Consider the following 20,169-nt stretch of genomic DNA (forward strand, 5'->3'; position numbering starts at 1 on the left):
CATGGGTACGGGATGGCATGAATGGCCACTGATGCTCTTTACAGTTCTGGGGCAGTGTGTGGTCGGGGGCTTTATAGTGCTCGGTCTGGCACTGATATTTGGCGATTTGAGTCGCGGGCAGCAGCAGCGGCTGCACCGCAGCATGTTGGTGCTGTGGCTGCTGATGGCACTAGCCTTTATCGCCTCGACACTGCATTTAGGTTCACCAATGCGGGCATTCAATTCACTCAGTCAGGTTGGTGAGTCGGCGCTGAGCAATGAGATTGCCGCGGGTTCAGCCTTCTTTGCGGTGGCTGGCTTTTACTGGCTGTTGGCGGTCTGGGGCAAAATGCCCGCTATGCTCGGCAAAATATGGTTGACGGTGGCGATGGTCTTGGGCGTGGTATTTGTTTATGCCATGTGTCGAGTCTATGCCATTGATACGGTGCCGACTTGGGACAACCTCTACACCCCGCTGGGCTTTGTCTTGACCGCGCTGATTGGTGGGCCGCTGTTGGGCTATCTGCTGCTGCAACTGGCTGATATTAATGGGCGCATGATGCTACAACTGCCGATGATCACTCTCCTGGCGCTGATTGTCAGTGTGGCCAGTGTCATCATGCAGGCGGCGAGTTTGTCGACTCTCTACAGCTCAGTTCAGCAGGCAGCCTACCTCATCCCCCATTACGGCACACTGATGGTCTGGCGCTTGGTGCTATTGGTACTGGGGTTGGGGTGCTGGATCTGTCCGCTGATCCGAGGCCGCACGCCGATGATGCTCGGCCTGATATTTGCCATGCTACTCATTATTGCTGGCGAATTGATTGGGCGCGGGGTGTTTTACGGGCTGCATATGACGGTGGGTATGGCGGTGGGAGGCTGAGGGATGGTTGAAATAGATTCTATTTATCAACGGATTGCGCTGACAGGACAGGTGTTGGGTGCGCTGTTTTATTATGCGCCGGACAGTCCGGCGTGCAGTGATATGGTGGCGCAACTGAGCTGCGGTGCGTGGGGCGCGGAGTGGCCTTATGGCCTTGCAGCGCAGCTCATGCCCATTGCTGCACTATTGGCGCAACATCAGCCGGAAGAGACGCGGGAAGAGGCTTGGCAGCGCCTATTTATTGGCCCCTATGCACTGCCCGCGCCGCCATGGGGGTCGGTCTATCGGGATAAAGAAAATGTGCTGTTTGGCGACTCGACGCTAAAACTGCGTGACTGGATGGCGCAACAGCAGGTGGAGGTGACCTTGGCACAGCAAGAGCCGGAGGATCATATTGGTTTATTGCTGATGATGGCCGCCTGGCTGGCTGAGCATCAACCGACGGATTTACCTGTTCTATTGGCAGAGCACTTGCTCCCCTGGAGTTATCGCTATCTGGCCTTACTACAAGCCGATGCCAACCACCCGTTTTATCAGGGGCTGGCTGAGCTGACGACCCTCACACTGACCCATTGGCAAGATGAATTACAGGTAACATCGACTGTGGTTGAGTTATATCGCTGAATTAAAAGATTGAGCTATTTGATAACTAGCGTGACTTTTTTACCAATACGTCCGGCCATGCTTATCAATGAATCAAGGGTGAATTTCTCAGTTTTTTGATTAACCACATCGGAAACTCTTGGACGCGACACATGCAATAATGTGGCCGCGTCTACTTGCCGTATTCCTTCTGATTTGATCCAACTGGCAATTGACGTCATCAGTGTTTTTTTCATTGCTAAAGCCTGTTCAATTTCTGCATTTGATTCAGCCAACAACTGAGTTGCCTCAATATCTGAGAAACCTAAATCAGCAAAAATATTGTCTTCAGCGGTTGTAATGTGACGTGATGCTGTGTCAATTTTATCTCTCATCTTTTGTCCTCCGCTCATGAATAATTTCTTTGTAACGCGCTTTAATAATGTTGACGTCTCTCAGACTGGTACTTTGTGATTTCTTTTGAAAACTATGTAAGACGTAAATTTTTTCTTCAAATTTAGCGACATACACGACACGAAAAGCTCTTGAATTATCATCCAATCGTATCTCAATGACGCCTGCACCCCAATTGTTAATTGGTTTGAAATCGTTAGGCTCTAGGCCATATTGGATATTCCTTAGCTGCTTTCCTGCCACTGCACGCGTACTTTCCGGAAAAGCCTTCAAATCTTCAAGTGCACTGCCACGCCAATCTATTACTTTTCTACTCATTCATCACTCCTTGATGCATGTATAAAATTTTATACCGTTTGTTGGGATAATCAATACGCTTTTACTGTGGCTACCGGCTAAAAAAACGATTTTTCTCCAACCTATCCCTACCGACAATCGACCAATTTGTGACCGGCTTCTACTTTCCTTGCTCTCATATTGGACAAGCCGAGAGGGGTTTGTATTATTAGATTGAATATAAATTTAATAGTGAATATATATTCAATGCGGAGAAAAATAATGAAAAATACCCTACTGAAATCCTGTCTTACCGCAGCATTGATCTCCATGGCAGGTGTTGCTGGTGCCGCCAGTAATGGCCTGATCGCCATCATCACCCCCTCTCACGACAACCCCTTTTTTAAAGCCGAGGCAGAAGGTGCTAAAGCCAAAGCGACGGAGTTGGGATACACCGTCCTGGTGGCCTCTCATGATGACGATGTGAACAAACAGAACCAACTGCTGGAGACCGCCATCGCCCGTAAAGCCAAGGCGATCATTCTGGATAACGCCGGCTCTGATGCCACTATCGGGCCATTGAAAAAAGCTAAAGCCGCGGGTATTCCGACCTTCCTGATTGATCGTGAAATCAATGAAACCGGGATTGCCGTTTCACAAATAGTCTCCAATAACTACCAGGGCGCACAGCTGGGCGCAGAGAAATTTGTCACCTTGATGGGTGGCAAAGGCAAATATGTTGAGTTGTTGGGGCGTGAATCTGATACCAACGCCCACGTCCGTTCACAGGGCTATCACGACGTGATCGATGAACATAGCGACATGAAGATGGTCGCCCAACAGACTGCAAACTGGAGCCAGACTGAAGCTTTCAACCGTATGGAGTCCATTTTGCAGGCTAACCCAGATATCACTGGGGTTATCTCCGGTAACGACACCATGGCATTAGGCGCTGAAGCTGCATTAAAAGCCGCAGGCCGCAAGGATGTCATCGTGGTTGGATTTGACGGCAGCGACTATGTTCGCGACTCCATCATCAACAAAGGCAATATCAAAGCCACCGTGCTTCAGCCAGGTTGGGCACAGGCCCAGATGGCGGTGGTTCAGGCGGATAAATACCTGAAAACCGGTTCTACCGGTCAGGAAGAAAAACAGCTGATGGACTGCGTATTGATTGATGAAAACAATGCCAAAAACCTGAATGTCTTTGCGCTGAAAGAGTAACCCTTTGAGCGGGTTTGCTAAAACGCGCGATTAAAAGGCAATGAGGGGCGTAACAGCCCCTCCTGACAGGAGGCAGTATGTGGTTCAGTGCTCTAGCGAAAGCAGGCGGTTTGTTGGTGATAAGTGCGCTGCTGGTGGCTTGCACCGTGGTGGATTTAGATGAGAACGGCAAACCTATTCTGCCGGTCGATCCCAATGCGGTAGTCAGTGACTATAACCAACCATCGGACAAAGTCGCCGCCACCATTTGGGTGAGTAAAGTGATGCCGTTTGCCAACAGCAATGCACTCAGTTGGCAGCAAGTGAAACAGCAGCAAAGTCAGCCAGCAATAGGGAAAAATAGCCAAAGTCATTTTGTCCGCTTCAGCGGCAAAGTGGTGGCGCTAGACACCGAAGGGCGGGAGGGGGCGATTAAGTTGGTGGTCGATGGCGATGAGCAGGTGCTGCAATTGGGGCCAATCGTCAAGGGCAATGCTATCCGTGATGCATCAACTTTTATCCGCTTCGAAGATTTTAAAAATCAGGTGCAATACGCCCAGCTCTCTAAGGCGCTCAGTAAACGTGCTTTACAGGATGTGGCAAAACCCGACGCCAGTTGGGTGGGGCAGCAAGTCGAAGTCTTGGCGGCGGTGACACTCACCGCTACCGGTCTCAGTAATGCGGTGCCGCTCAGCTTAAATAAGGAGAGCCACTAATGGACCACAGACCTGACATCGTCATGCGTGCTGAGGACATTTCGATGCGTTTTCCCGGCACATTGGCGCTAGATGCCGTCAGTTATAACGTGTATCGCGGCAAAGTGAATGTGATCATCGGTGAAAATGGTGCGGGTAAATCGACACTGATGAAGATTCTGGCTGGAGTACAGCAGCAGACGTCAGGGCAGATCTACCTGAACGGGCAGTCGGTGACCATTGCCAATACCCGCGAGGCAGCAGCGCTGGGTATCGGCATGGTGCATCAGGAGCTGAATTTGTCGGAGAATCTCAACGTCGCGGAGAACATCTTTCTGGGGCGTGAGATCCAGCAAGGTTTGAAACCGATTAATCAGGCTGCACAGGAGTTGATCGCAGAACAGTTGATGGTGCGTCTGGATCAGGCCATCTCGCCGAAAGAGATGGTTTCTAACCTGAAAGTGGGCCAGCAGCAATTGATTGAGATTGCCAAGGCGCTGGCTGAGCAGGCGGATATCTTGATTTTGGATGAGCCGACCTCGGCACTGAGTAAAACTGAAGTCGATATTCTGTTTCGGGTGATTCGCGAGCTGACGCGGCAGGGGGTCTCTATCGTCTACATCTCCCATCGGCTGGAGGAGTTGATGGCGATTGGCGACTACATCACCATTTTACGTGATGGTCGTTTTCAAGCCGAAGCGGCGGTCAAAGAGATTGATGTGCCGTGGATTGTGCGTGAAATGCTAGGCAGCGATCCGGTATCCAGTTTCCTCCATCCGGACCGGACTTTCGGCGCGCCAATGATGGAAGTCGATAATGTCACTTTAATCAATGAATCCGGTAACACCGTGGTAAATCAAGTCTCACTGCAAGTGCGGGCGGGGGAGATTGTCGGCATTTACGGGTTGATGGGGGCGGGGCGCACCGAACTGTTTGAGTGCCTGTTGGGCACACAACAGAACTATCTCGGCACCATCCGGCTCAATGGCACGGCGATTAGCAGCAAAACCTCTACCGCAGAACGCATCCGCTTGGGCATGAGTTTAGTACCGGAAGATCGTAAAAAAACCGGTATTTTCCCGGTGTCATCGGTGGCGAATAATCTGACTATCTCCAGCTTATGGCGTCGGCTAAAACATCGTTTTGCTATCTGGCAGGAGAGTGAAGCGCAGGTGGTGGCGACGGTGATTGGTGATCTGTCGATCAAAGTCTCTTCGCCGCAGGTGGAGATTCAGGCACTCAGTGGTGGCAATCAGCAAAAAGTGGTGATTGGGCGCTCATTACTTACCAGTCCGAACATTTTGCTGCTGGATGAGCCGACACGGGGTATTGATGTCGGCGCAAAAGCAGATGTGTTTGAAATGATGGTGAAACTCTCTGAGCAGGGGATCTGCATTCTGTTTTCCACCTCAGATCTGAAAGAGATCATGGCGGTATCTGACCGCATTCTGGTGATGTCGAACGGCAAACTGACCGCGAATGTTTCTCGTCAGTCGGCCAATGAGTCGGCATTGGTTACGGCAAGCGCACAAGGGTTTGAATGATGAAAGCAACAACTGGCACTGCGTTGGCGAGTCACCAGCCCGGTGGCGCGTCTTGGTCACGGGAAAATATGCTGCTGCTTCTGCTCAAGATGCGCACCTTTATTGCCCTGTTCCTGATTCTGGGTTTCTTCTCCGTGATGGTTCCGGGATTTTTGGCGACCGGTAGCTTGATCATTATGGTGAAGCACATTGCAATCAATGCCTTCCTCGCCTTGGGCATCACCTTCGTCATTATCACCGCCGGTATCGACCTCTCTATCGGTGCAACTTTGGGCCTGTGCGGCATGATTGCTGGCTGGATGATCACCCAAGGTATTGTTTTACCGATGTTTGGTATTGCCATCTTCCCCAGTGTTTGGGTTGTGGTTCCGGTGGTATTGGCTATTGGTGCACTGATAGGCGCGCTCAATGGCTGGATTATCACCCGCTATAACGTCGCGCCCTTTATCTGCACCCTCGGCACCATGTATGTGGTACGCGGTGCGGCGATGTTGATTTCCGGCGGCGAAACCTTCCCGGGTTTACAAGGGAATCCGCAACTGGGGAATACCGGCTTTGACCTACTGGGTTCCGGCACGCTACTGGGGTTGCCGATTGCCATCTGGATTATGTTTATTCTGGCGTTAGTGATTGCTTATGTGGCACGTCGCCTGCCTTTTGGCCGCCATGTTTACGCCATTGGTGATAACGAGCGGGCCGCAGAGCTCTCCGGCGTCAAAGTTCGGCAGGTCAAAGTCTGGGTCTACACCATCTCTGGTTTCTGCGCTGCCATTGCCGGGATCATCGTCTCTGCTCAACTGGTGGCGAGCCATCCCGCGAATGGCAGTGGCTTTGAGATGAATGCCATCGCCGCTGTGGTATTGGGCGGAACCTCTCTGGCCGGGGGCCGGGGCACCATTCTCGGGACATTAATTGGCGCATTTGTTATCGGTATTTTGGCCGACGGGCTGGTGATGATGGGGGTCAGTGAATTCTGGCAAATGGTCATCAAAGGTATCGTGATTATTGTGGCGGTCATTATCGACCAAATGCAAAACCGGATGCAGCACAAAGCGGCGATAGTCTCGCAAAAATCTAGCGTCAATAGATAGCAGCACCTATCACCGGCCGACGGGCGATATCGACCTGTGGGCCACAGAACAGTGAAGATGTCATGCCGGAGGGCGTTTTCCGGACAGGCTTGATGAGAGCTATTTTTTAGCACTATCAGGAATAAATATTCGGTAATGAGTAAAAATTCATTGGCGGATAAAAATTAAAGAGAGGTAATGTCATGAATCCGTATTCATTGTCAGTCGATGAGTTGGTGAAAAAGGCGCGTGCTATCCGCCGCCGGATAGTCCTGCTTAATGCGAATAGCCCGGCAGGGGGGCATACCGGTGCTGATCTTTCGCAGGTAGAGATTCTGACCGCACTCTATTTTCGCCTCCTTAATTGCGCACCAGATCGCACCACTGATCCTGAGCGCGATATCTACGTGCAATCTAAAGGCCACGCGGTGGGCGGTTATTACTGCTGCCTGGCCGAGGCCGGCTATTTTCCCGAAGCTTGGTTGGCGACCTATCAACATGCGAACTCCCATCTACCGGGCCATCCGGTAAAACATAAAACGCCGGGTATTGAGCTAAATACCGGTGCTTTGGGCCATGGCTTGCCGGTCGCGGTGGGGATTGCGCTGGCGGCAAAACGTGCCAACAGCAAACGTCGGGTCTTTGTTTTGACTGGTGATGGTGAACTGGCGGAGGGGAGCAACTGGGAGGCCGCGCTAGTGGCTGCTCACTACCAACTAGATAACCTGATAATCATCAACGATAAAAATAAACTCCAGCTGGCAGGAACCACTAAATCAATCATGAACACTGATCCGCTGGCGGATAAGTGGCAGGCATTTGGCCTACAAGTCACTGAATGTCGTGGCAATGATATGCAATCGGTGGTGGAAACCCTGGAGGGGCTGCAACAAAACGGCAAACCCAATGTGGTGATTGCTAACACCGAAAAAGGGGCCGGGATCTCCTTTATTCAAGGGCGTGTGGAGTGGCACCACCGGGTGCCAAAAGGTGCTGAAATTGATCTGGCACTGGAGGAATTAAATGATGAGTAACGCAGAACATTTGGCTTCAGTGATGGTTGAGCAGTTTATTAACGCGGTGGATAACGGCGTGGATCTGGTGCCAGTAGTGGCAGACTCCACCTCGACGGCCAAAATCGGGCCATTTATGACCCGCTTTCCTGATCGGGTGGTGAATGTCGGTATTGCCGAGCAGGCGATGGTCGGCACGGCGGTGGGTCTATCCATGGGCGGCAAAGTAGCGGTGACCTGTAATGCCGCGCCATTCCTGATTTCGCGCTCCAACGAACAGCTCAAAATTGATGTTTGCTACAACAACAGCAATGTAAAACTGTTTGGCCTCAATTCAGGTGCCAGTTATGGGCCGCTGGCCAGTACCCACCACTGTATCGACGACATTTCTATCTTGCGCGGCTTTGGCAATATCGAAATCTATGCGCCCTCAGACCCAGAAGAGTGCCGCCAGATAATCGATTATGCCCTGGCCCATCAAGGGCCGGTCTATATCCGTCTCGATGGTAAATCTTTACCGCAACTACATGATGAGCACTACCAATTTATCCCCGGCCAGATTGATGTTTTACAGCAAGGGCAGGATATTGCTCTGGTAGCAATGGGTTCTACAGTGCATGAGGCTGTTAGTGCCGCGGCAGTGTTGGCGGATAACCAGGTTTCTGCTGCGGTGGTCAATGTTTCTTCGATTCGTCCGTGTGATACTCAACAACTGTTAACCATCCTCAAAAACAGCCAGCGGGTGATTACCATCGAAGAACACAATATTAATGGCGGTGTGGGCAGTCTGGTGGCTGAAGTGCTGGCTGAAGCGGGTTGTGCTATTCCGCTGGTTAGACTCGGTATTCCCGATGGCGGTTATGCGATTGCTGCCGATAGAGCAGAGATGCGTGCCTATCATGGCTTTGATACGGCAGGCATTGTGGCTCGTGCGCTGCGGTTTTGCCGAGGAGAGTAACTATGCTAACGCCGAGCAGGTCGGCGGTGTCGACGCCGATTATTTTGGCTATTGATGAAGGCACCACCAATGCTAAAGCTATTGCGGTGGATATGGCAGGACAGATTCTGGCTAAGTCCTCGCAGCCATTACAGCTGGAGCACCCAAAGCCCGGCTGGGCGGAGCAAGATCCGCTAGCAATCTGGCAGGCGGTTTCTCTGGCGATTGAAGGCTGCCTGAGTCAATTGGTTGGCGCGCGCGTTGCGGGTATTGCTATCAGCAACCAGCGCGAATCGGTGCTGATTTGGGAACGAGCAACCGGCAACCCACTGACGCAAGTGGTTAGTTGGCAGTGCCGGCGTTCTGAGACTTTCTGCCAGACCCTGAGTCAGTTGCCGGAAGCGGCCATGATTGCAGAGCGCACCGGATTGCAGATTGATCCCCTGTTCCCCGCGGCTAAAGTCCACGGTCTGTTAGCGCAGATCCCACGGGGCGTTGAACGGGCGGCTCACGGCAAGTTGTGTGTCGGCACTATTGATTGTTGGTTAACCTGGCAACTCACTGGCGGTCAAAGCTTCTCTACCGATTTCTCCAATGCGGCGCGCACTCAGCTGTTTAATATCCATTCGGGGCAGTGGGACCCTGATCTGTTGGCGCTATTTGGTATCCCTAGCCTCTGCCTACCGGCGGTCTTACCCTCGGCGGCTATCCACGGACACACTGGCAATACCGGTATTATCGGCTTGTCACCGGGTGTGCCAATTGTGGCGCAAATTGGTGATTCACATGCCGCGCTCTATGGGCAGGGCGGTGACCGCGCCGGTGAAATCAAAGCCACCTACGGCACTGGCTCCTCTCTAATGACTACCGTGAAACAGGCCGTGACACAGAGCAATGGCTTGAGCACCACTATTGCCTGGCATGACGGCGAATTACGTTACGCCCTCGAAGGCAATATCACCCATACCGGCTCAGGTGTGGCGTGGGTTTCACGCATGTTGGGCATCACTGATTTAGCTCGCCTGACCGAAATGGCGCAGAGCCAACCAGGTAACCAGGGGGTCTATTTCGTCCCCGCACTTTCCGGGTTAGGTGCACCTTATTGGGACAGTCAGGCGCGGGGGCTATTTTGTGGTTTGACCGATGCGACGACACCGGCAGTACTGGCTCGCGCAGGATTGGAGTCGATCGCTTACCAAATCGCGGATGTCTTTTTTGCCATGGAACGGGCGGGTAATCATCGCCTTGAACAGCTACGGGTGGATGGTGGCGCGACCAGCAATCACTGGCTGATGCAATTTCAAGCTGACTTGTTGCAACGCACTTTGATCCGCAATCACACCGCAGAAGTGTCGGCGTTGGGGGCGGCTTATTTAGGCGGGAAAACCCTTGGCTGGTGGCAGGATAGCCAGCAACTTGCGGCGCTACCCCGTGAAGTGGAGTACATCGAACCGCGCGCTCAAAGTGCGGAGATGCAAGATAACTATCGCCTCTGGCAAGCGGCCATCGCGCGTGCGCGTTTTCAGCCGAAATAACCCACACTAGGAGTAAGTATATGTCAGCAATACCTCGTAAGTTAACTTTCGCGGTGATTATCGGCAACCGGGGTTTCTTCCCAAGCTATCTGGTCGCCGACGCGCGCCGTGATGCACAGGCGCTGTTCGATAGATTGGGCATCAACATCATTATGCTCAATGAAGAGCAAACGCCCCTGGGTGGGGTAGAGAATTGGCGTGATGCCAAAGTGTGTGCCGAGTTGTTCCGTAAACACAGCGAAGAGATCCACGGTGTAGTGGTTATTCTGCCCAACTTTGGCGATGAAAAAAGTGTCTCCGATGCTATCCGCCTGTCGGGCCTGAAAGTGCCGGTACTGGTGCAGGCCGAAGAAGATGCGCTGGACAAAATGGGGCTGGCGACCCGTCGTGACAGTTTCTGCGGTAAAATCTCGCTATGTAATAACCTGCGTCAATACGGCATTCCATTCACTTTGACCAGACAGCATGTGTGCAGCCTGAACAGCGAAATATTTAGCCATGACGTAGAGCAATTTGTGCAATTGTGCCGCGTGGTTCACGCCATGAAACGGGTGCGTGTGGGGGCTATCGGTGCTCGCCCGACTAACTTTAATACTGTGCGCTACAGTGAAAAATTATTAGAGAATTTGGGGATTACGGTTGAAACCCTCGATTTATCTGAGGTGTTCTTCCGCGTCGCTAACCTCAGTGATAATGATATCCGCGTGGGTGAAAAACTGGCGTTATTAAAAGCCAATGGCGACACCAGCGCTATCCCGCAAGATAAGCTGCATAAAATGGCGAAGCTGTTCGTGGTTATCAGCGAATGGATCATCGCCAATGATATTGATACCACCGCCATGCAGTGCTGGACTTCGCTGCAACAGAATCTGGGGATCAACGTCTGCTCCATTATGAGTGTGATGTCGGGGCAACTGATGCCAAGCGCCTGTGAAGTGGATGTAATGGGGGCGCTATCGATGTACGCGCTGGCCAGCTGTTCGCTGTCACCAGCATCTATTGCCGACTGGAATAACAACTTTGGCGCTGAACGCGATAAATGCGTGCTGTTCCATTGTGGCAACTTTGCGAGCGAAAGTCTGGAAAGCTCAACCATGGGTACCGCAGATATTATCGGGACAACCGTTGGCTGTGAGAATACATGTGGTGCCGTTCATGGCCGCATGAAGTCTGGGCCATTAACCTATTTTCGCCTCTCTTCCGATGATTTTACTGGGCAAGTGCGGGCGTATGTGGGAGAAGGCCGCTCTGTCAGTGATGAGTTGGATACCGTTGGCTGCCGCGCGGTGGTGGAGGTTCCACAACTGGAAAGCTTACTCACGCATATCTGCAACAACGGTTTCGAACACCATGTGGCGATGAACCATTCAGCCACAGCTCAAGTGCTGCAAGAAGCATTCAGTAAATATCTGGGTGTTGATTGCTATTGGCATGGGAAATAGAGGTACTTCAAGCCGCGAACATGCGAAGTTTGAGTCATTCCGCACCCGAGAGGGTGCGGCTATTGAGGTCATTACAGGAGTCTCTCAGCGGTTAAACGGTCAGTAATCAAGACATCAATATAGTTACCGGTCAGTGCACCACGAATAGCGGCACTTTTTCCGACGCCACCCGCCAGTGCCACTACCCGTGGGCAAGCACGTAATTGTGGCAGTGACATGCCAATTACCGGATCTTCTTCATCACTGAGTACGGCGTTTCCGGTGGCATCAAAATAGTGCAGACACAGATCGCCTACGGCACCACGTTCCGCCAGCAACTTCAGCATCTCTTCATGGTAATAGTTGCCGGAGTTTTTCAATAATTGCGATGGCTCCAAATCACCAATCCCCACTAATGCCAAATCAACTTCAGCAAATTTATTCACTACGTCGGCGACTTCGCCGCTGGATATCAAACGGGCACGATCTTCAGTGGATCGCTCAATACTCTGTGCTGGCAACAAGTAGGCCGGACAATTCAAAATATTTGCCAAAGCTTGGGTTAACAATGTGGCCTGCACGTTGCCGTTGGGGCCGACCCCACCCAACAGCTGAATAACACCGCTGGTTTTGATGTTCAGCGGATGGAGATTGTCCACCATCGCGCGGATAGTGCTGCTCCATGAGGAGATACCGACCATATCATTTGGGCGAATACTGGTTTGCATATAGTGAGCAGCAGCAGAGCCGATAGCCTGCTTTAACTGGGCTGGATTGGCGTCATCTGCAACGTCAACCACTATGGCCTGGTCGATACCATAGTGTTTTTGAATCTGTGATTCGATACCAATAAACATATTGGCGGGCTGGATAACGCTGATTTTAACCACCCCCTCCTTGACGCAACGGGTTATCGCACGGGACACGAATGACTGAGACAAATGCAGGCTGTCAGCAATCTCAGATTGCTTCATGCCCTCGGTGTAATACAGCGTGGCTATTTTCACCAACAACCGTTGTTCATCTTGTCTCGACATGGTTCCATCCCGCTAAATACCTGAGTTGGTATTTTTATTCAAAGCCGAATAAATAACAAGCAGTACCGAATTCTCACGTTTTTTTGTATTTATAGCCATTAAGGCTCTACACCGACCAATAGTGGATAGTGGTGATTACCGTTATCCGCATTATGGTTCAGGTTCCTGCTCTTTATGCGCAGTGGCGACTTCGGGTTGATCGGGCGGTGGCATGATGTCGTGAATCATCTGCTCATCAAAACTGGGGTTTAACGCAGGAGATAGCGGCGAACTCACCAGACTATCGGGTATCGCCATATGTGGCAGCGGTGCATCATTAACGAATTCGTCTTGATCCTGCTTAACGGTTCTGCTGAGTGCTATCAAACCCAGACCACAGAGCGAGAAGAACGCATACAGAATATTGCCACCCAGTGGCGCAATCAGCGCACCCACGGCAAGTGGCCCGATACTGGCACCAACACCGAATGACATCAGTAAACAGGCAGCCAGTGACACTCGTCGCTCGGGGGCAATCAGATCATTTGCTAACGCAACCACTAGTGGATAAAGGGTAAACTGCAACATACTGACGATAAAGCCCAGACTTAGTAATAAATGGAACGAAATATGGGGTACCAATGCCAGAGGTAGGGCCGTTAATGCCAGTAATAATGCGTTAATTCTGATCAATAGCGTACGGTTATAGCGATCTGACAACCAACTGAGTGGCAGTTGTGCCACTAAACCGGCAAAAATAGAGAGTGCCATAAACAGCCCGGTCTGTTGCGTTGATAGCGATTGCAGGCTGGCATAGACCGGCGCTAACCCATAAAACGAACCGACAATCATGCCAATGACCAAGGTTGATGCCAGTATCTTGGGGATCGAGTGGATAAAGAATTTTAGCTCCATAGGGGCCGGAGACATCTGCTGGGCGTTACTGCGTGTGGTTAGTGCTACAGGGACCAGGCAGAGGGCAAAAAATAGCGCGATAATCATTAGGGTGCTCAAACCTAGCTCAGGTTGGAACATTAGCACCACTTGACCTAGCGCCATACCGGCATAGGTCGCAGCCATATAAAAACCAAACACAGTGCCGCGCTGATTAGACTCTGCCTGATCATTCAGCCAACTTTCCAGAACCATGAACTGGCACATCATGCAGAGGCCGATAATCAAGCGCAAAACCACCCAGGCGGGGATGTATTCAGTCAGTCCATGACTTAACACGGCGGCGGTGATAATACCGGCACAAGCCACATAAGCGCGAATATGCCCTACGCGGGCAATCAGGAAGTGACCGACCTTGCCGCCGATAACCAAACCAATATAGTTGGCAGCAATGATTGCCCCAATTAATGCCCCTGATACATGGATGGCGGTCAAACGCAGCGAGATATAGGTGGTCAGTAAACCAGAGCCAAGTAACATCAAAACGGTTGCGCTATAAAGCGGGAAGAAGGCGTTAAGAATTTTTTTCACTGTCACGTCCTTTGTTCATCATCCCGGAAAAATGACCGGCACCACAGATGCCGCCAACTGAATCTCTTTGTTTCGATACTAACAGCTGAGTCTCTGAGGTAAAGCTTTGTACGGGAAAGTGCTTTTTTTCATTTCACCCTGCGAACTGTTTCGCATAACTGACAGCTGTTGTCGATTCGAGCCAAAGAAGTGCTACTATCGGCGGCGAAGAGTTAATGACTGTGGGGGCAACAATGAGCGAGAAACAATTACGTCAGCTCAGTATTGCGGTCGGTAATAAATTGAAAGCGCGTGCTGCCTGGGTGACTTGTGCTGAATCCTGTACTGGTGGCTGGGTTGCCAAAGCACTGACAGATATCGCAGGCAGTTCCGCGTACTTTGACCGTGGTTTCGTGACATACAGCAATGCGGCAAAACATGATTTACTGGGTGTCGACGAAACCACATTGGCAAATTATGGTGCGGTAAGTGAGGCCGTGGTGCGAGAGATGGCGCTTGGGGCACTGAGCGCGGCCAACGCCGACTTTGCGGTCGCTATCAGCGGTATTGCAGGGCCCGATGGTGGTAGTGCGGATAAGCCGGTTGGAACTGTGTGGTTCGCTTTTGCGGCGCGCGAAGGGCGAGTCGTGGCGTACAAGCAGCTTTTCTCCGGTGACCGTGACACCGTGAGGCTGCAAGCGGCTGTTTTCGCACTACAAACACTATTCGATGATTTTCTGTAAAAATAGGCTTGATACTGTATGATTGTACAGTATAATTAGCGTTAATTTCCTGTACAAAACAACATTCAGTGGTGATGGTAGGGGTAACCCCGGCATACCAGAGAGGGAGTAAAAATGGCTATTGATGAGAATAAACAAAAGGCGTTAGCAGCAGCACTGGGCCAAATTGAAAAACAGTTCGGCAAAGGCTCTATCATGCGTCTTGGCGAAGACCGCTCAATGGATGTTGAAACCATCTCTACCGGTTCACTTTCTCTTGATATCGCATTGGGGGCTGGTGGCCTGCCAATGGGGCGTATTGTTGAGATTTATGGCCCTGAATCATCAGGTAAAACAACACTAACATTACAGGTTATTGCCGCCGCACAGCGTGAAGGCAAGACCTGCGCATTTATCGATGCAGAGCATGCGCTTGATCCAATTTATGCCAAGAAATTAGGCGTAGATATTGATAACTTGCTGTGTTCTCAGCCAGATACGGGCGAACAAGCGCTGGAAATCTGTGACGCGTTAACCCGCTCCGGTGCTGTTGACGTAATCATTGTTGACTCCGTGGCAGCATTGACACCAAAAGCCGAAATTGAAGGCGAAATTGGTGACTCTCATATGGGCCTCGCGGCTCGTATGATGAGCCAGGCCATGCGTAAACTGGCTGGTAACCTGAAAAACGCCAATACCTTACTGATCTTCATTAACCAGATTCGTATGAAAATCGGCGTGATGTTCGGTAACCCTGAAACCACCACCGGTGGTAATGCGCTTAAATTTTACGCGTCTGTACGTTTGGATATCCGCCGTATTGGTGCAGTAAAAGATGGTGACGTGGTTGTTGGTAGCGAGACTCGCGTTAAAGTCGTGAAAAACAAAATTGCCGCGCCATTTAAGCAAGCTGAGTTCCAGATTCTGTACGGCGAAGGCATCAACATTAACGGCGAACTGGTTGATTTGGGTGTTAAACACAAACTGATCGAGAAAGCTGGCGCATGGTATAGCTATAACGGTGACAAGATTGGTCAGGGTAAAGCGAATGCCAGCAACTACTTAAAAGAAAACCCAGCCGTTGCTGCTGAGTTGGATAAAAAACTGCGTGAAATGCTGCTCAATGGCGGCAATGGTGAACAACCTGTAGTCACCGCAACCGTTGCCGATGAAACTGATGAAACCAGCGAAGAGTTTTAATTCGTAGGTTTAACCGTCAATAGTGTTAGCACGTTAATTAGTTAGCAAATGGCCCTGAGAGTGGGCCATTTTAATAGATAGCGGTTGGTATACAGTCCTCCACTTATACCCATACCCAACGTTATTGGAGATGCGGCACACGCGAGAATGAATCCCGATGAGCAGACATCAGTCAGTAATTCGAGTGAGCGAGAGCTGCTAACACAGTTGTCACTTCAAGTAAGAAGGATATATGAATGACCTGCTAAGTCGCGCCATGAGACTGCTCTCCCAACGTGATCATAGCGAATCTGAATTGCGTCGGAAACTTGCGGCACAGCCATTTTCAGCCAAAGGAAATTGGGGAAAACGCACTAATAGTGAGTGTGACAAAATCACTGACGATATCGATCCAAAAGTTATCGATCAGGTAATTGAGTATTGCTACCAACATGATTGGCTGGACGATTCTCGGTTTGCTACCAGCTATATAAATAGCCGCAGTCGCAAAGGATATGGTGCACAACGTATCCGCTCAGAATTGATGCAAAAAGGTGTCGATAAAGAGATAATTCAAGCGGCATTCGAAATCAGTGAAATCGACTGGTGTATCCTCGCAAAAGAGATTGCACAGCGTAAATTTAGTGAAATTTTGCCTGTTGAATGGAAGGAAAAGGCCAAAGTTCAGCGTTATCTCCTCTATCGTGGCTTCTTCCAAGAAGAAATTCAGTCGATTTACAATGATTTTTCCGAATGAATGCACACGGGATTTTACTTCCCCTCGAAGAAAATTTATCTTATTCCCACTTTTTGCTCGTGAGCTTACCCAGTGTGTTACCAGTTATAGGTATGCGATATGCTCACGGACTATTCTTTTAGCTTGTTTCCGGGACAATTATGAGTAAGAGCACCGCTGAGATTCGCCAAGCGTTTCTCGATTTCTTCCATAGCAAGGGACATCAGGTTGTATCAAGCAGCTCTTTGGTCCCTAATAACGACCCTACGCTGCTGTTTACCAATGCCGGGATGAACCAGTTTAAGGACGTATTCTTAGGTTTAGATAAGCGGGCTTATTCCCGTGCGACGACCTCTCAGCGCTGCGTGCGGGCGGGTGGTAAGCATAATGACCTTGAAAATGTAGGCTACACCGCACGTCATCATACCTTCTTTGAAATGTTGGGTAACTTCAGCTTTGGTGATTACTTCAAACATGACGCTATCAGCTTCGCATGGGAACTATTAACCGGCGAACAGTGGTTCAATTTACCGAAAGAAAAGCTTTGGGTAACTGTTTATGAGACTGACGACGAAGCCTATGAGATCTGGGCTAACGACGTTGGTATTCCTCATGAACGTATCATCCGTATTGGTGATAATAAAGGCGGTGCCTTTGCCTCAGATAACTTCTGGCAAATGGGTGATACCGGCCCTTGTGGCCCGTGCACAGAGATTTTCTTTGATCATGGTGATCATATCTGGGGGGGCCTCCAGGCTCGGCAGAAGAAGACGGCGACCGCTATATTGAGATCTGGAATATCGTCTTCATGCAGTTTAACCGACAGTCTGATGGCACAATGTTGCCACTGCCTAAGCCGTCAGTTGATACCGGTATGGGGCTTGAGCGTATTGCAGCGGTATTGCAGCACGTTAACTCTAACTACGAGATTGACCTGTTCCGCGATTTGATTACTGCGGTGGCAGATGTCACCGGCGCTACTGATTTTTCAAGTAAGTCACTACGTGTTATTGCTGACCATATCCGCTCTTGTGCCTTCCTTATCTCTGATGGTGTGATTCCATCAAATGAAAACCGTGGCTATGTTTTACGCCGTATCATTCGCCGTGCAATTCGTCATGGCAATATGTTGGGTGCTAAAGATACCTTCTTCTATAAATTGGTTGCTCCGCTGATCGCCGTAATGGGCTCCGCCGCTGATGAATTGAAACAACAACAGGCCATGGTTGAGCAAGTTCTGAAAACCGAAGAAGAGCAGTTTGCACGGACATTAGAGCGCGGTTTAGCACTGCTGGATGAGGAGCTCAACAAACTGACTGGTGACACTCTCGACGGGGAAACCGCCTTCCGTTTGTATGACACCTACGGCTTCCCGGTTGATTTAACCGCGGATGTTTGCCGTGAGCGCAATCTTAAAGTAGATGAAGCTGGTTTTGAGCAAGCAATGGAAGCTCAGCGCCGCCGCGCCCGTGAATCCAGTGGCTTTGGTGCAGACTATAACAGCCTGATCCGTGTTGATAGTGCGAGCCAATTCTCTGGTTATGACCATGTTCATCAGCAAGCAACGGTTACCGCGCTATTCCGTAATGGCCAGGCCGTTGATGAAATTCATGCAGGTGAAGAAGCAGTTGTCGTACTGAATCAAACGCCATTCTACGGTGAATCTGGCGGGCAGGTTGGTGATACCGGTGAGCTGAAAAATGCGACAGCAACTTTTGTTGTCGCTGATACTCAGAAATATGGTCAGGCTATCGGGCATCTGGGGAAATTAACTCATGGCACGTTACGGGTTAACCACAGTATTGATGCTCAGGTTGATGCCACACGACGTGACCGTATTCGTCTGAACCACTCTGCAACTCATTTACTGCATGCTGCATTGCGTAAAACGTTGGGCGAGCATGTGGCGCAGAAAGGCTCCTTGGTGAATGATAAATATCTGCGTTTCGATTTCTCGCATTTTGAAGCAATGAAGCCAGAGCAAATTCGCTTAGTAGAAGATTTAGTTAACGAGCAGATTCGCCGTAACTTACCAATCCAGACTGAAGTGATGGAACTGGATGCAGCGAAAGAAAAAGGTGCCATGGCTCTGTTTGGCGAGAAATATGATGACCAAGTGCGCGTTTTGAGCATGGGTGATTTCTCAACCGAACTCTGTGGTGGTATCCACGCTAGTCGTACTGGTGATATTGGCTTGTTCCGCATATTGTCAGAGTCAGGCACTGCTGCGGGTATTCGCCGTATTGAAGCTGTGACAGGCGAGGGCGCAATAGCTCTGTTGCATCAGCAAAGTGACTTGCTTCAGGATGTTGCTCATCTGGTGAAGGCTGATACCCATAATCTGGCAGATAAAGTTCGTGCGGTGCTCGATCGCAGTAAAATGCTTGAACGTGAACTCCAGCAGCTAAAAGATCAGCAGGCAGCCCAGGAGAGTGCCTCTTTGTCATCCAGTGCAAAACTGGTCAATGGCGTGAAACTTTTAGTTAGCCAGTTGGACAATGTAGAGCCAAAGATGCTGCGTACCATGGTTGATGATCTTAAGAATCAACTGGGTTCGGCTATTATTGTGCTGGCAACGACAGCAGATGATAAGGTCAGCCTGATTGTTGGCGTAACCAAAGATCTTACGGGCAAAGTAAAAGCGGGTGAGCTAATCGCTGATATTGCCCAACAGGTAGGCGGTAAAGGCGGCGGACGCCCTGATATGGCTCAAGCAGGCGGTACTGATGTGCAGGCATTGCCATCGGCATTAGCAAGCGTAGAGGCATGGGTAGCATCCCGGCTATAAACAAGTAATATCTATTAAATCAATACGCCATATCTCTGTGTTGGATATGGCGTTTTTCAATTTTCCTGTCATAGTTCGATAACAAAGTTAAACGCAAAGTTGTTTGCTTCAGCTAAACTTGTTTTAGGTATTAGTTAAAGACTCGACCAAGCTACTTACATTTTATGTGAATGTGATGGCTTACGTTTTCACGGTGTATGATGGATAATGGCGGGGAAACTGAGAGACCCGACTCTTTTAATTTTTCAAGGAGCAAAGAATGCTTATTCTGACTCGTCGAGTTGGTGAAACACTCATGATTGGCGATGAGGTTACGGTTACTGTATTAGGAGTTAAAGGCAACCAGGTTCGAATTGGTGTAAATGCTCCGAAAGAGGTTTCTGTTCACCGTGAAGAAATCTACCAGCGCATCCAAGCAGAAAAGTCTCAACCGACGACTTACTGATTTTGAAGCAGCGTCTCGTGTCAAACGAGGCGCTACTGCTGTTTATTCCCCCTTGTTATGCCACCTTATTTCCTTTTTGCGTTTTCTCCTCAGTCCTCACCCCTGTTTTCGGCCTATTTAACGAGCTATCGGAATAATTTCTTTTTTGTCCCGATGCAAATTGCGTATCAATAAGCACTATCTTGCCTGTTGATAAAACACTCTTTTCGACGTCAAACTAGTCATGTTGCGTGTGAATTGTGCAAATGAACGTGAGTTGGGAAAAAT

At 50.1% G+C, this 20,169-nt stretch carries 18 protein-coding genes and 1 pseudogene; 15 read left to right on the top strand and 4 right to left on the bottom strand.

Annotated features, from left to right (window positions below):
- Position 1 precedes the first annotated feature (1 nt).
- Positions 2-862: a DmsC/YnfH family molybdoenzyme membrane anchor subunit gene (locus HRK25_RS10490; RefSeq protein ID WP_032897768.1), complete on the top strand. Its 861-nt coding sequence runs from the start codon at positions 2-4 to the stop codon at positions 860-862.
- Positions 863-865: 3 nt separating this feature from the next.
- Positions 866-1,486: a Tat proofreading chaperone DmsD gene (dmsD, locus tag HRK25_RS10495; protein WP_005274020.1), complete on the top strand. Its 621-nt coding sequence runs from the start codon at positions 866-868 to the stop codon at positions 1,484-1,486.
- Positions 1,487-1,500: 14 nt separating this feature from the next.
- Here dmsD and HRK25_RS10500 read toward each other — a convergent pair whose 3' ends face one another.
- Positions 1,501-1,839 carry a helix-turn-helix domain-containing protein gene (locus HRK25_RS10500; RefSeq protein WP_005274018.1) on the bottom strand — a complete coding sequence of 113 codons (339 nt, stop codon included), beginning with the start codon at positions 1,837-1,839 and terminating at the stop codon, positions 1,501-1,503.
- Positions 1,829-2,176, bottom strand: coding sequence for a type II toxin-antitoxin system RelE/ParE family toxin (locus HRK25_RS10505; RefSeq protein WP_032897766.1), 348 nt, complete (start codon positions 2,174-2,176; stop codon positions 1,829-1,831). The genes HRK25_RS10500 and HRK25_RS10505 overlap by 11 nt, the downstream gene beginning before the upstream one ends.
- Positions 2,177-2,416: 240 nt before the next feature.
- Here HRK25_RS10505 and HRK25_RS10510 point away from each other — a divergent pair, with 240 nt between their 5' ends.
- The 8 genes from HRK25_RS10510 (at position 2,417) to HRK25_RS10545 (ending at position 11,573) form a co-directional block, all read left to right on the top strand.
- Complete coding sequence (locus tag HRK25_RS10510) at positions 2,417-3,358, top strand: D-ribose ABC transporter substrate-binding protein (protein WP_032897764.1); 942 nt, start codon at positions 2,417-2,419, stop codon at positions 3,356-3,358.
- A 77-nt stretch (positions 3,359-3,435) separates the two neighbouring features.
- Positions 3,436-4,053: a DUF2291 family protein gene (locus HRK25_RS10515; protein ID WP_005274010.1), complete on the top strand. Its 618-nt coding sequence runs from the start codon at positions 3,436-3,438 to the stop codon at positions 4,051-4,053.
- Positions 4,053-5,576, top strand: a complete 1,524-nt coding sequence (locus tag HRK25_RS10520) for a sugar ABC transporter ATP-binding protein (RefSeq protein ID WP_032897762.1) — start codon at positions 4,053-4,055, stop codon at positions 5,574-5,576. The genes HRK25_RS10515 and HRK25_RS10520 overlap by 1 nt, the downstream gene beginning before the upstream one ends.
- Complete coding sequence (locus HRK25_RS10525; RefSeq protein ID WP_032897760.1) at positions 5,576-6,667, top strand: ABC transporter permease; 1,092 nt, start codon at positions 5,576-5,578, stop codon at positions 6,665-6,667. Before HRK25_RS10520 ends, HRK25_RS10525 begins: the two co-directional genes overlap by 1 nt.
- A gap of 182 nt (positions 6,668-6,849) precedes the next feature.
- The gene (locus HRK25_RS10530) at positions 6,850-7,680 is read left to right on the top strand and encodes a transketolase (RefSeq protein WP_005274004.1); all 831 of its coding nucleotides are present in this window, start codon (positions 6,850-6,852) and stop codon (positions 7,678-7,680) included.
- Positions 7,673-8,617, top strand: coding sequence for a transketolase family protein (locus HRK25_RS10535; protein ID WP_032897818.1), 945 nt, complete (start codon positions 7,673-7,675; stop codon positions 8,615-8,617). The genes HRK25_RS10530 and HRK25_RS10535 overlap by 8 nt, the downstream gene beginning before the upstream one ends.
- Positions 8,618-8,643: 26 nt before the next feature.
- Positions 8,644-10,131 (top strand): FGGY family carbohydrate kinase, encoded by a 1,488-nt coding sequence (locus HRK25_RS10540; RefSeq protein ID WP_005274000.1) that lies wholly within the window; start codon positions 8,644-8,646, stop codon positions 10,129-10,131.
- A 20-nt stretch (positions 10,132-10,151) separates the two neighbouring features.
- A complete protein-coding gene (locus HRK25_RS10545; RefSeq protein ID WP_005273998.1) occupies positions 10,152-11,573 on the top strand; it encodes an L-fucose/L-arabinose isomerase family protein in 1,422 nt (473 codons plus the stop codon).
- A gap of 71 nt (positions 11,574-11,644) precedes the next feature.
- On the opposite strand, the gene HRK25_RS10550 is transcribed toward HRK25_RS10545, so the two are convergent.
- Both HRK25_RS10550 and HRK25_RS10555 read right to left on the bottom strand, forming a co-directional pair.
- Positions 11,645-12,589, bottom strand: coding sequence for a sugar-binding transcriptional regulator (locus HRK25_RS10550; protein WP_005273996.1), 945 nt, complete (start codon positions 12,587-12,589; stop codon positions 11,645-11,647).
- 150 nt (positions 12,590-12,739) lie between these two features.
- On the bottom strand, positions 12,740-14,053 hold the full coding sequence (locus HRK25_RS10555) for an MFS transporter (protein WP_032897758.1): 1,314 nt from the start codon (positions 14,051-14,053) through the stop codon (positions 12,740-12,742).
- Positions 14,054-14,286: 233 nt separating this feature from the next.
- Between HRK25_RS10555 and pncC the strand changes: the two genes are divergently transcribed.
- From pncC to csrA, 5 genes and pseudogenes are all read left to right on the top strand, one after another.
- Positions 14,287-14,775: a nicotinamide-nucleotide amidase gene (gene pncC, locus HRK25_RS10560; protein WP_032897756.1), complete on the top strand. Its 489-nt coding sequence runs from the start codon at positions 14,287-14,289 to the stop codon at positions 14,773-14,775.
- A gap of 114 nt (positions 14,776-14,889) precedes the next feature.
- On the top strand, positions 14,890-15,954 hold the full coding sequence (recA, locus tag HRK25_RS10565; RefSeq protein ID WP_005273986.1) for a recombinase RecA: 1,065 nt from the start codon (positions 14,890-14,892) through the stop codon (positions 15,952-15,954).
- A 232-nt stretch (positions 15,955-16,186) separates the two neighbouring features.
- Complete coding sequence (recX, locus tag HRK25_RS10570) at positions 16,187-16,690, top strand: recombination regulator RecX (protein ID WP_005273983.1); 504 nt, start codon at positions 16,187-16,189, stop codon at positions 16,688-16,690.
- A gap of 140 nt (positions 16,691-16,830) precedes the next feature.
- Positions 16,831-19,457: pseudogene (alaS, locus tag HRK25_RS10575) on the top strand (alanine--tRNA ligase).
- A gap of 259 nt (positions 19,458-19,716) precedes the next feature.
- Positions 19,717-19,902 (top strand): carbon storage regulator CsrA, encoded by a 186-nt coding sequence (gene csrA / locus HRK25_RS10580; RefSeq protein ID WP_002209449.1) that lies wholly within the window; start codon positions 19,717-19,719, stop codon positions 19,900-19,902.
- The last annotated feature ends 267 nt before the right edge of the window (positions 19,903-20,169 follow it).

The organism is Yersinia bercovieri ATCC 43970 (assembly GCF_013282745.1).
GTDB classification, from domain to species: Bacteria; Pseudomonadota; Gammaproteobacteria; order Enterobacterales; family Enterobacteriaceae; genus Yersinia; species Yersinia bercovieri.